Below are 11,326 nucleotides of genomic sequence, written 5' to 3'. Positions count from 1 at the left end.
GGCCCTTCATAGTTTCTATATCATGTATCTTCCTTGCGGGCTTCGCGCCTTTGCGAGAGAAATGTCTTTTAGAAATGTCTTTTTATTCGTGCGCTTCGTGGTGAAAAGGTTTTCATGAAACAGCCCATGCACCACAATGGGCTCCCCATTCATCCATTCAAAGGCGAGACACCATGGCGACGGCAAGCGCGCGACACATCCTTGTGGACTCCGAAGAGCTGTGCAACGAACTCAAAGCCCGTATCCAGGGGGGCGAAGACTTCGCCGCGCTGGCGAAGGAGTACTCGTCCTGTCCTTCCGGCAAGCAGGGCGGGGAACTGGGGTCGTTCGGGCGCGGGCAGATGGTGCCCGAGTTCGATCAGGTGGTGTTCTCCGCGCCGGTCAACGAGGTGCAGGGGCCGGTCAGGACCCAGTTCGGCTATCACCTGCTGGAAGTCACGGCGCGCGAGGACTGAAGCGCGCCGTTCACACGAGCCGGTCGCGGGGTTCGCGTCCGGCGACAATGGCGTCGAGGTTGTCCAGGGCGCGAAAGCCCATGGCGTCACGGGTCTCCCGGGTGGCGCTGCCGATGTGCGGCAACAGGAAGGTATTGGGCAGTTCCCGGTAGCGGGGATCGATGTGCGGCTCGTTGTTGAACACGTCGAGCCCCGCGGCAAACAGCCGACCCGAGCGCAGCGCGGCAATCAGTGCGTCGTCGTCCACCACGGCACCCCGTGACGTATTGACCACCACCGCGGATTCCGGCAGCAGTGCGATGCGTGCCGCGTTCAGCAGGTGACGGGTGTCCGGCGTGGCGGGGCAATGGATGGAGAGAAAGTCGCAATGGGGCAGCATGTCCTCGACGCGCTCGTGAAAGATGGCGCCTTCCTCCACCTCCGGGGGCAGTCTGCGGCGGTTGTGGTAATGGATCTCCATGTCGAACCCGCGCGCACGCCGCGCCATGATGCGTCCAACCCTGCCCATGCCGACAACGCCGAGGCGCTTGCCGGTGACCTGGATGCCCAGGTTGTGGATGGCGCTCCATTCCGCCCAGGTGTCGGTGCGGATTTCACGCTCACCCTCGAAGGCCCTGCGCGCGGCGCCAAGCAGCAGGAGCATGGCGATTTCAGCGGTTGCGTCGCTGAGCACGTCCGGCGTGTTGGTCACCACGATACCCCGCGCCTTTGCCGCATTCAGGTCGATGTGGTCGTAGCCCACGGAGAAGCTGCAGATGGCGCGTACGGTTTCCGGCAGCCGTTCGATCACGCCGGCGCTCAGCTTCTCCGTATGGCAGGGGATGACGGCCACGGCACCCGTGGACCGTTCGATCAGTTCCTCGCCGGAGTAGAGCCTGTCGTCTGCATTGAGGCGCGCATCATAGTCGCGATCGAGGCGTGCCTCGACCGCATCCGGAAGCTTGCGGGTCACGAGTACGGCGGGTTTGTCGGCCATGGTCGGGGCTCTCTTCGCTGCTGTTTCGGGTCATCATAGTTCGATCCGGCAGCGGCTGTCCGGGGCCTGTCTCGCGTACATCCAATGGGTCAGGGTGCCCGGGCGTAATCGGCGGCGCCCACGCGACTCAGGGCCCACAGGCCCAGCACCGGTCCCGGCAGCATCAGCCAGAGCACGGCCAGTTCATTGTCGGGCCACAGGCGGGTCACCACGGCAATGGAAGGAATCGTGAGTCCGAACCCGATGGCATTCATCAGGGCCAGCGCCGCGCCCAGACGGTCGCGGGGTGCGCTGAGCGAGGCCAGCGCCGTGAACTGGGGGGAATCGGCGATCACGGTGAATCCCCAGACGAGCAGCAGGCAGAGCAGCAGCACGGGGGGCAGTCCGCCCAGCCAGGGGTAGAGCAGGCACAGGCTGCCTGATATGCCCAGGGCCCAGCGGGCCACGGAGAGGCTGCCGGTACTGCGGCTGATGCGCCCGCCCAGCACGCAGCCCGCGCCACCCACGGCGATGACACCGAATGCCAGCCATGGCAGCCAGTGAACCGGCCAGTCCAGGCGGGTGATCTCCCGGAGCACCAGCAGGGGCGCCAGGGTCCAGAAGGCGAACAGCTCCCAGCAGTGGCCGAAGTAGCCGAAGGCCGCGGCCCGGAAGGGCCGGCGGGCGAAGGCGGCGAGTCCGGCCCAGGGCGGGCCGGATCCGGCGGTCGGGGGCAGGTGGGGGCCGTCTCCGAGTCGGTGCACCATCACCGCTGCCGCAAGGGCCAGGAGCGAGGCAATCAGGAGCGGCCACTGCCAGTGCAGTTCCAGGGTGGCCCCGCGCAACAGGTGGGGCAGGGCGATGCCCAGGGTGAGCATGCCCAGCAGCCAGCCCAGGGCGAGACCCGCGTGTTTGGGTGTCCAGCTCACAACGAGCTTCATGCCCAGGGGATAGATGCCGGCAAGGCACAGGCCGGTGGCAAAGCGCAGCAGCCATGCGGCGTGCAGGTCGTGGGCGGCGGGAATGAAAGCGCCGTTGACCAGGGCGCCGGTGACGGCGGCCAGGGTGAACAGGCGGCTGGCGCGAACGCGGTCGGCGAGACCCGTGGCTGCGAGCAGCACTGTGCCGGTGATGAAGCCGGCCTGCACGCCCACCGTGAGCAGCCCGAGGTCGGCCTCGCTCATCCCGGTTTCCCGCTGCAGCGACAGGGCCACCCCGTTGATGCTGAACCACAGGGAGGTCCCGAAAAGCTGCGCCAGTACGATGACGGTGATCGGGTATCGGTGCAGGAACGTGTCCGGGCTCGAGTGCCCCGTGCTCATGGTGTCGGGTTCGATTTGCTGGCGGAGAGCGTCACGGGTGTTATCAGGTGATATGGTGAGTTGAGATTGGGCCGGAGCAGAAAATGTACGCCATTTGCAGAAGCAGGATCACCTTCGTCGGCGTGTTGCTGGCCTGCGTCATCTGGGCCGCCGGCGCCGGATGTGCGCCGCAAGCGGTTGATGACCATGAGGGCACGCCGGTCGAGGTGCGGCCGGGTCGGGTCACCGACATGGCGGCATTCGAGGCGTTCATCGCCACCCGGCCGACAGCGGAGGATTTCCGCCGGGTCTATCCCGACGTGATGCTGGTGATGCGGGGCGACATCACGACACAGGAATACCGTACGGACAACAGCCGCTACTTCGCGCGCTTCGACGAGGCGGAGCGCATCACCGGCGGCGAGTTCCGTTGAGCAATTCTGTCGGGGCCGGCGTGATGGCGTATCATGGGCGCCGCTTCACGCGGTGGTCCGGGAGTCCGTTTCACACAGTGCTCAGAATACTCACATTTCTCATTCTGGTGGCCTTCGTCTGGTGGCGGGTGCAGCGCTACCTGCACAATCGGCGCCTGCGCCGCCAGGGGATTGAGATCCCCGAACAGAAGGGACCGCGGGCCGTCACCCTGCTGGCCGGCCTGATGCTGGCGGTCTATGGCGGCTACATGCTCTGGCACCTCTTCGGCACCGTCTCGCAGGGTCCCTGACCCACGGATCCCGGGACGTTTCGCCTGACGGCGATGTACACACTGTCACCGCGGCTTTCTGACCGGATCGCCAATTCGGAGCATCCGTTCCAAGATATTCTCTTTATAAGTCAGCCTGTTGCGTACTGGCCGATATCCGCCCGGCGAGACATGCGGGCCAGGGGAAAGCTGGCGAGGGCGGACCGTTTCGTGCATAGTCCACGCCAGCATTTCAGAAATTACCCTTACGTTAGATAAGGGAATTACCACCGAAGGGGTTGTCATGCCGTCCAGTTCCTCCAACAGGGAGACGGGGTCCGCGCGGCCGCGTTTCTACTCGAACCGGGACATTCACGAGGCGTTCGCGCAGTTTCTGGGCATCGGCGAGCGGGATCGCCGGCTGCTTGCGCGTCACCACGACGCGTTGCTGCAGGGCAGTGAGCGCTTCGCAAAGGTCTTCTACGCCTATCTGCTGAGTTACCCCGCCACCGCGCAGATCCTCGAGCGCTTCCAGGCGGCCGGGGGCGAGATCGATTCCCTGGTGGCCTCCCAGCTGGCACATCTTTGGCGCCTGCTCTCCGGGCGCACCGACGAGGACTCCTCGCAGCGATTGGCCCACATCGGCGACGTGCACTACCGGTTTGGTGTGGAGCCCGTATGGGTCATGGGGGCCTACCTGCTCTATTGGGATCATCTGCGCGAGCGTATCGCTGACAGTGAGCGGATTCCGGATGCCGAACGGAGTGAGCTCGAAAATGCCGTGACCCGTTTTCTGTTCCGTGACATGGGCCTGATGCTGGAAGGCTACTGGGACGCCGCGCTGGAGCAGGTGAGCAACGAGCGCAACAAGGTGCATATGTTGCAGGAGCAGATCACCAGCCTGCTGTCCAATCTGCCCCAGGTGCTCTGGTCCGTGGACGTGGTCAACAACAGGCCCCTGTACGTGAGCCCCAGTAGCCGCCGCATCTGCGATCTGGACGTGGAACTGCCGATCCCGTGCCTGAACTGGACGCTGGAGGAGGACCGCGAGGCGGTGCGCGCGGCATGGCAAAAGGCCCTGGACGGTCGCGACGTGGAAGTGGAGAGCCGGGTACGATCGCCGGACGGCAAGCTGCAGTGGTTCAGGCGCGTGTTCCGCCCGTTCACCGATGATGCCGGCCGGGTGGTCCGGATTGACGGCCTCATGGAGGACGCCACGGAGGCGAAGCGCACGCTTGAACGCCTGCACACCCTGGCCACCACGGACAGCCTGACGGGCCTCGCCAACCGTACCCTGTTGCTGGACCGCCTGAGTCATGCCCTTGCCGTGGCCCGGCGCAGCCGTCCGGTCAGGCAGGTGGCCCTGATGATCATGGACCTGGATCACTTCAAGGAAATCAACGATACGCTGGGCCACCCGGTGGGTGATGAAGTGCTGCGCGCCGTGGCGCGGCGACTGGCCGGAAAGCTCCGCAAATCCGATACCCTGGCCCGGCTGGGCGGCGACGAGTTCGCCGTGCTTCTGCCGGAGATGGGGGCCGCCTGGAAGACGGCCGAGAAGGTGGCCGGGAAACTGCTGGAGTGCTTCAAGGCGCCGTTTCGCGTCGGTGGGCAGGACCTCTTGCTGGGGGCAAGCATCGGCATTGCGCTGTTTCCCGAACACGGCGAGAGCGTGGACAGCCTCATGAGACGCGCCGACGTGGTGATGTATGACGTCAAGCGCGCCGGTCTTGGCTTTGGTTTCTACGATGCGGGAAACGACCCGCATACGCCCCGGCGTCTCAGGCTGATGACCGAACTGCGCCGTGGCCTGGAAAAGGAGGAACTTCGCCTGCATTACCAGCCGAAGGTGGATCTTGCGTCGGGGCACGTGACCGGCGTGGAGGCGCTGGTGCGCTGGCAGCATCCCAAGCACGGATTGCTGTATCCCGACGAGTTCCTGCCCATGGCATCACGCACCGGGCTGATCAATCCCCTGACCGACTGGGTGCTGCAGGCGGCCCTGCGGCAGTGCATGGACTGGAGGGCGCAGGGCATGAGGGTCCGAATCGCCGTCAACGTGGACGCGATGGCCTTTCAGCAGGCGGATTTGGCCGAGCGTATCTTCGCTCTGCTGACCCGCACGGGAGCGCCGGCCGAATGCCTGGAGATCGAGATCACGGAGAACCTGCTCACCGGCGACCTGGACAAGTGCAGCGCGGTGCTGGCGCGGTTGGCCGATCGGGGCATCACCATAGCCATCGACGATTACGGCACGGGTTACTCCTCGCTCGCCTACCTGAAGCAACTGTCTCTCCACACCCTCAAGATCGACAAGTCCTTTGTCATGGACATGTGTCACGACGAGAATGACGCGGTGATCGTGCGCTCGACCGTGGACCTTGCCCACAACCTGGGGTACACGGTGGTGGCGGAAGGCGTGGAGGACGCGGAGATCCTGCAGTTGCTGGAGATCCTCGGTTGTGACAGCGCGCAGGGTTACCATATCGCGCGGCCCATGGAGCCGGACGCGCTGGCCGCCTGGCTCAGCCAGCGACCTGCCGGTTGAGTCCCGTTCCCGCGGCGGGGCCATGTACAATGTTTGACCGTTCCCATGGCCCGCAGCGAAGACCCGACCATGTATCTTGACGCCTTCCATGTCTCCGACGGAGACCGAATACGAATCTCCGCAGCGCAGGGCAGTCGTTTCGCCAAGGAAGTCGCCGGCGATTTCAACCCCATCCACAATCCCGATGCGAAGCGGTTCGTGGTGCCCGGGGATCTGCTGTTCTCCCTGGTGCTCGATCGCTACGGTCTCAGCCGGCGTATGCACTTCGCCTTTACCGACATGGTGGGCGCTGACGTCGACCTGTTGTTGCCCGATACCCGGGCTGCTTCGTTCGAGATCACCGACACATCGGGCCGCGCCTGCCTCAGGGTGACCCGGGAAGGACCGGTCATTGAAGACCCGCGCGTGCTGGAGAAGTTTGCCCGCGCCTACGTGGCCTTCTCCGGGCAGACCTTCCCCCATGTACTGGTGCCGTTGATGCGCAGGCACGGGGTGATGATCAATCCGCAGCGTCCGCTGGTGATATACGAAGGCATGAGCCTCGATCTCCATCGTCAGGACTTTGCCGCTCCGGCATTGACCCTGGAGGGGTCCTCGCTCGACGTCATCGGCAAGCGCGGCGATGTCCGGCTGAAGTTCGTGATTCATGCCGAGGGCGAGGCGGTGGGCACCGGCGAGAAGAAGCTGGTGCTGAGCGGTCTGCGGGAGTACGACGAAGCCCAGGTGACCGCGTTGGTGGACCTCTACGCCGACTGGAAACGGGCCTACCGTTCAGGTGATCCGCGGGGAAAGGCTGACGTGGAATCCGGCGGCGGGTAAACGGTCCTCGTGCGGCGTTGCGCCGCCGGTGTCAGCCCAGCCTGGAACGCAGGTACCGGCCACCCACCAGCAGAACCGCCAGGACCAGCAGGGGCAGCAGCGAGACCGGATCGATGCCCTCTCCATCCAGGCCGGGTCGGACCAGGGCCGCCACTGCAAAGGCGTATACCGTCCACTTGATGCCCAGTCCGATGGCCGCGGCGGCCAGGAAGCTCACGAGGGGAAGCCTGAGGGATCCGGCACCATAGTTCACCACCGAATGGGGGAAGCCCGGCAGGACGCGCAGGGCCACCTGTGTCACGAAATCGCCCTGGCGCCTGAGGAGCTTCAGCGCCCGCTGTCCCGTCGGACCGGGATGCCAGTGACGACCGAACCATCCCGCGGCCAGGTACGCCCCCAGTGCGCCCACGGTGCTGCCGGCGGTCAGAATGGCGGCGGCCGCAAGCGGGGGGTAGAACGGGGCCACGACCCACAGCATGAGGGTCCCCGGCAGGGCCAGTGCCAGCAGCAGGGCCTGGATCAGAATGATCAGCGCGATGGTTGTCGGATAGTCGGCCAGCCCCTCTCCCCAGGCCACCGCGTCGGCGATGGCCACGGGCTGGCGAATGGCCACGATGACTGCGACCGCGGCGAGGGTTCCCAGCACCGCGAGGCGCAGGAGATGGCGCCGCCGCTCACCGCTGCAATCCAGGCATCGATCCTCCCCGTTGGTTCCGTCTGTCGGCAAGCGCAGTACTCCCTGTTTACCACATGAGGTCGTCGGGGACCTCGTAACCGGCATACGGATCGTCCTCGGCCGGGGGTGTGTCATTTTCGTGGTGCGGTTCATTGAATACGACGACGCGGTCGGCATCCCTTTCACGCACCTTCTCGAGTGCCTGTTGCGGCAGGAGTTCGTAGCCGCCCGCGAACGTGACCACTCCCAGCCGCCCTCGTGCCAGACCGTCACGCTGTTCGGCGGTCACGTGGACCGAACGGATCCGGTCGCCATGCGGGAAGTGGTATGCCTGGTCGGCGTCGTCTCTCGACAGCCGATGTTCCCTCACGATCTGGCCGATCTCGGCAGCCAGGGCCTTGCGCCGGGCGGCTTCCTGCTGCTTGCGGTTCAGCTCCCTGGAGCGCTGCGCCTGTTGCTCCCGGGCCTTGTCTGCGCCCGGTGCGCGACGGCCGGTGTCTCGCTTTCGGCCGCCCTTGTGCTTATTCCCGGCCTGGCGGCTCTGGCGCAGCTTCTTTTCGTCTACCAGCCCTGCCTTCAGGAGCTGTTCGCGCAATGAATCGGACATGGGGAGACCGGAATTTTCTGGTGGGCGGACCATTCTAAGGCCTGGGCCGAGGTGGTTCCATGAACTTCTGTCCCTGGCGAGGGCGTGGTCCTTGCGCCCGCTGCTGCCGGCGCTGGGGTATGCTGTCCTGAGGCGGGTGGACATGTGATGGAGGGTTTTCAGCAATGAGACGTCGAGTGCCGGGAATCAGTGCCCTGATGATCGTCCTGTGCATCCTGCTGCCCTGGGCCACGGCAGCGGCGCAATCCGCGGACGGGAATGAGGTTCTCGAGGCCATTCATCCTCCCTGGTTCAAGGAGAGCCTGCTGGATTTCCAGGCGGACCTGCAGGACGCCATTGATGACGGAAAGAAGGGCGTGATGATGTACTTCGGCACCCGCGCCTGCAGCTACTGTCATGCCCTGCTGACCCGGACGTTCGCCCAGGAGGATCTGGTGGAACGCCTACAGGCGTCGTTTGACGTGATTGGCCTGGAGGTGCTGAGCGACGACGAGGTCAGGGATTTTCAGGGACGTTCCCACTGGGCGAAGGATTTCGCGGTGCAGGAAGGCGCCCGGTTCACGCCGACGCTGATCTTCTATGGAGAGGACGCGGAGGTGCTGGTGCGCCTGGTGGGCTACGTGGCGCCCGACCGTTTCAGCATTGTGCTGGACTACCTTGAGAACGAGGTCTATCGGCAGCAGAGCCTGCGCGAGTATGTGACCGCGGCCGAGGCCGTTACTCGAACGGACGCCGGGACGATCGCCCGGGACGAGGCGTTGTTCGCACCGCCGCCCCATGACCTGGACCGGCGCAGTCCGGCCGAACGGCCCCTGCTGGTCCTCTTCGAGCGGCCCGACTGCACGGCCTGTGAACGCCTGCACCGTACGGTTCTGCCGGTTCCGTCGGTGCGCGAGCAGATCGGGCAATTCGACGCCGTCCAGCTCGACATGACCGACACGGAATCGACGCTCACCCTTCCCGACGGGACATCCATGAGCCCTGCCGCATGGGCGGATCGGCTGGGACTGTTGCACGCGCCGGCCCTGGTCTTTTTTGATGAACAGGGGGCGGAGGCGGTGCGCGTCGACTCCGAACTGCTGATCGACCACTTCGGCGCAGCCGTGGACGACACCACGCCCAGACTCGTCGCCAACGTGGAGGCGCGTTTGCAGTATGTGCTTGAACGCGGCTACGTGGAGCAGCCCCAGTTCCAGCGCTGGCGCAGCCGCGTGATGGCAGACTCACCACGTTAGCAGCCAAAGGCGTTTCAACCACGACGCTCACGAGGCAACTTCAAAAGCCTTTTCTCTCTCGCGAAGCCGCAAAGCACGCCAAGAACCCCCAAGGGATCTCTTTTTTATAAGGCATTAATGTTTTCTTTGCGTTCTTCGCGGCTTTGCGAGAGGAATATCTTTTGAATTCCTTCGTGAGCTTCGTGGTTGGACAGGCAGCTCGTGCCTTCGCTAGGGCATCCGCCGGCCGGTGACCAGTGCGGCAACCAGCAGCACCAGGAACACCAGGAAGAGCACCTGCGCCATCCATGAGGCCGCGCCCGCCAGCCCCGAGAAGCCGAGTGCGGCGGCGACGATGGCGAGGACCAGGAAGATCAATACCCAACTGAGCATGGTGACCTCCTCGCACGGGCGGGTGGGGGCGGCAGCGATGGCTGCGAGGTTACGGGCTCAGTCGTCCGCGGCCTCTTCCATCGCCTCGTCGATACGGCGGCCGGCGCGTTCCGCGGGACCGGGCGGATCAATGGCGTCCTCGGCCTCGCGGGTCGCCTCCTCGAGGCGTTCGCCGGCCTCTTCCACTGCGTCGTCAATCTGCTCACCGGCCTGCCAGTGTCGTGTCCCGTCCATATCTTGAGTTTCAGAGCCCCGCAAAAGCGCCAAGGCAAGGCGCGCGCCGCAGGCAATGGCAGGTTCCTTGGCAAGGTGTGCAACGCGGCATTGGCGCTTTTGCGGGGCTCCCTTCGGGCGCGGCCGTGCGGGCGTGTGGCGGTGTTACGCTTGCTCGAAAGGGGATGGCCCTTCCAGCGCAAGCGTGCCTGGCCACACACCCGCACGGCCACGCTGAAACGCAAGATATGGACGGGACACGACACTAGTCCGGCCCCTGCTCTGAACAGCCTGCCAGAGGCACGAGCGCAAATGCGGCGCACAGGGCGATAACGCTGAGAGAGGCCGGTCGGATGAATAAGGGCATAACGTGGTGTCCTTTGTGATGTGTGACGGGGAGCGATCCGCACCTGGCGGTATCGCACCGGTTGAAAGAGAAAAAAGAGAACCGGTCACCCGAGTCCTGACGGGAGACCGGCCCAAGCGCCGTCGGGGGAGACGGCTCGGCGGGCAGATGAGGGCCAGGGAGGAAGCCCAAGGGGGGAGGGCCCGCCGATCGGACCGGGAGGTCTTGGCGTCCTTGCAAGCCTGCTGTGGTCCCGAGACGTCATCCGCGACCCTTGAGTGTCTCGTGTACGGGCGCGGACAGGCTTTTTTAGGGGTTCCCCGTGTTCCGGGGCTGTATACGTTGTTCATGCCTGGACATAAGCACGAGCCGTGCCAAGGGTTCGGTCGGGATGCACGAGGCGCGGGAGTGCACTGCAGCGCGGTTCTTTGCCGTTTTCGAGGGTGTCATCGCCCAAATGGGGCATCGCCACCGGCCCGATTCGAACCTGGACCGTCGGCGCTGCCCCACAGTCCATGCGCATCGCACCGTCTGGTAAGCGGGTGGGCACCGCCGGGACCCGGAGACGGCAAGGCCGTCGGCACCTTTCCAGAAACGTCAGGCACATCGGATGTGTGCCAGGGTGCACGCCGGGGCTCGGCACCTGTCGTTGGCAGGCGACAGGTGGAAACGATCTTCAATTCAGACGGTTAGCCGCGATGCGTTGAGCCCGGGTGTCGTGGACAGGCGACAGCTGCGGCATGTCGGATTTGGCCTTGTGTGACATAACATCTTGATCTTAATGTACTTTTCATCATGGCATGGAGATCGCATTGGATCTGGTGAAGTCGACGCACATGACCGGCCCTATGAGGGGCCACGGTTCATTCACCAAAGACGATTCAGGAGTAAATGCCATGAGCAAACCCACTTCGATGAAGACCCTGTTGATCGCCATGTTCGCCGCCGGGGCGCTTGGTGCGGGTGCTGCTTCTGCCGGCGCGCTGTCCTACGGACAGGGCGAAAGGGACAAGGACAAGGAGGAGGAAACACGCGATTACATGGAGATCCGTGATGGTCTGCAGATGAGCGGTGTACACGAGGAGGACGAAAAAGACGAGGACCAGGACCGTCAGCA

13 protein-coding genes are annotated in these 11,326 nt (G+C 64.7%); 7 read left to right on the top strand and 6 right to left on the bottom strand.

The window, feature by feature from the left end:
- The first annotated feature begins 173 nt into the window (after positions 1-173).
- On the top strand, positions 174-455 hold the full coding sequence (locus B1C78_RS12210) for a peptidylprolyl isomerase (protein WP_077279445.1): 282 nt from the start codon (positions 174-176) through the stop codon (positions 453-455).
- Between the two features lie 10 nt (positions 456-465).
- Here the strand turns inward: B1C78_RS12210 and B1C78_RS12205 are convergent, their stop codons facing one another.
- Positions 466-1,431, bottom strand: coding sequence for a 2-hydroxyacid dehydrogenase (locus B1C78_RS12205; RefSeq protein ID WP_077279444.1), 966 nt, complete (start codon positions 1,429-1,431; stop codon positions 466-468).
- Positions 1,432-1,520: 89 nt separating this feature from the next.
- Positions 1,521-2,732, bottom strand: a complete 1,212-nt coding sequence (locus B1C78_RS12200; RefSeq protein WP_077279443.1) for an MFS transporter — start codon at positions 2,730-2,732, stop codon at positions 1,521-1,523.
- 83 nt (positions 2,733-2,815) lie between these two features.
- Between B1C78_RS12200 and B1C78_RS12195 the strand changes: the two genes are divergently transcribed.
- The 4 genes from B1C78_RS12195 to B1C78_RS12180 all read left to right on the top strand — a co-directional run bounded on the left by B1C78_RS12195 (position 2,816) and on the right by B1C78_RS12180 (position 6,760).
- On the top strand, positions 2,816-3,145 hold the full coding sequence (locus B1C78_RS12195) for a hypothetical protein (protein ID WP_077279442.1): 330 nt from the start codon (positions 2,816-2,818) through the stop codon (positions 3,143-3,145).
- A 77-nt stretch (positions 3,146-3,222) separates the two neighbouring features.
- Positions 3,223-3,435, top strand: a complete 213-nt coding sequence (locus B1C78_RS12190; RefSeq protein ID WP_077279441.1) for a hypothetical protein — start codon at positions 3,223-3,225, stop codon at positions 3,433-3,435.
- 262 nt (positions 3,436-3,697) lie between these two features.
- Positions 3,698-5,941 (top strand): putative bifunctional diguanylate cyclase/phosphodiesterase, encoded by a 2,244-nt coding sequence (locus B1C78_RS12185; protein ID WP_077279440.1) that lies wholly within the window; start codon positions 3,698-3,700, stop codon positions 5,939-5,941.
- A gap of 69 nt (positions 5,942-6,010) precedes the next feature.
- Complete coding sequence (locus B1C78_RS12180) at positions 6,011-6,760, top strand: DUF3581 family protein (protein WP_077279449.1); 750 nt, start codon at positions 6,011-6,013, stop codon at positions 6,758-6,760.
- A 31-nt stretch (positions 6,761-6,791) separates the two neighbouring features.
- On the opposite strand, the gene B1C78_RS12175 is transcribed toward B1C78_RS12180, so the two are convergent.
- Both B1C78_RS12175 and B1C78_RS12170 read right to left on the bottom strand, forming a co-directional pair.
- Positions 6,792-7,487, bottom strand: coding sequence for a TVP38/TMEM64 family protein (locus tag B1C78_RS12175; protein WP_245795417.1), 696 nt, complete (start codon positions 7,485-7,487; stop codon positions 6,792-6,794).
- A gap of 16 nt (positions 7,488-7,503) precedes the next feature.
- Positions 7,504-8,043 (bottom strand): DUF2058 domain-containing protein, encoded by a 540-nt coding sequence (locus B1C78_RS12170; protein ID WP_077279438.1) that lies wholly within the window; start codon positions 8,041-8,043, stop codon positions 7,504-7,506.
- Between the two features lie 164 nt (positions 8,044-8,207).
- On the opposite strand from B1C78_RS12170, the gene B1C78_RS12165 reads away from it, so the two are divergent.
- Entirely contained in the window at positions 8,208-9,278 is a 1,071-nt protein-coding gene (locus tag B1C78_RS12165) for a thioredoxin family protein (RefSeq protein ID WP_077279437.1), read from the top strand.
- Positions 9,279-9,488: 210 nt separating this feature from the next.
- Here B1C78_RS12165 and B1C78_RS12160 read toward each other — a convergent pair whose 3' ends face one another.
- Positions 9,489-9,650 (bottom strand): DUF1328 domain-containing protein, encoded by a 162-nt coding sequence (locus tag B1C78_RS12160; protein WP_077279436.1) that lies wholly within the window; start codon positions 9,648-9,650, stop codon positions 9,489-9,491.
- Between the two features lie 57 nt (positions 9,651-9,707).
- Positions 9,708-9,884: a hypothetical protein gene (locus tag B1C78_RS17650; protein ID WP_175628299.1), complete on the bottom strand. Its 177-nt coding sequence runs from the start codon at positions 9,882-9,884 to the stop codon at positions 9,708-9,710.
- Positions 9,885-11,105: 1,221 nt separating this feature from the next.
- On the opposite strand from B1C78_RS17650, the gene B1C78_RS17645 reads away from it, so the two are divergent.
- Positions 11,106-11,326, top strand: a 221-nt coding sequence (locus B1C78_RS17645; protein WP_175628298.1) for a hypothetical protein, incomplete at its 3' end; no start/stop codon positions are given.

Origin of the sequence: Thioalkalivibrio denitrificans (assembly GCF_002000365.1) — a bacterium.
GTDB lineage: Bacteria > Pseudomonadota > Gammaproteobacteria > Ectothiorhodospirales > Ectothiorhodospiraceae > Thioalkalivibrio_A > Thioalkalivibrio_A denitrificans.
This window is presented reverse-complemented; position numbering and strand designations above follow the sequence as displayed.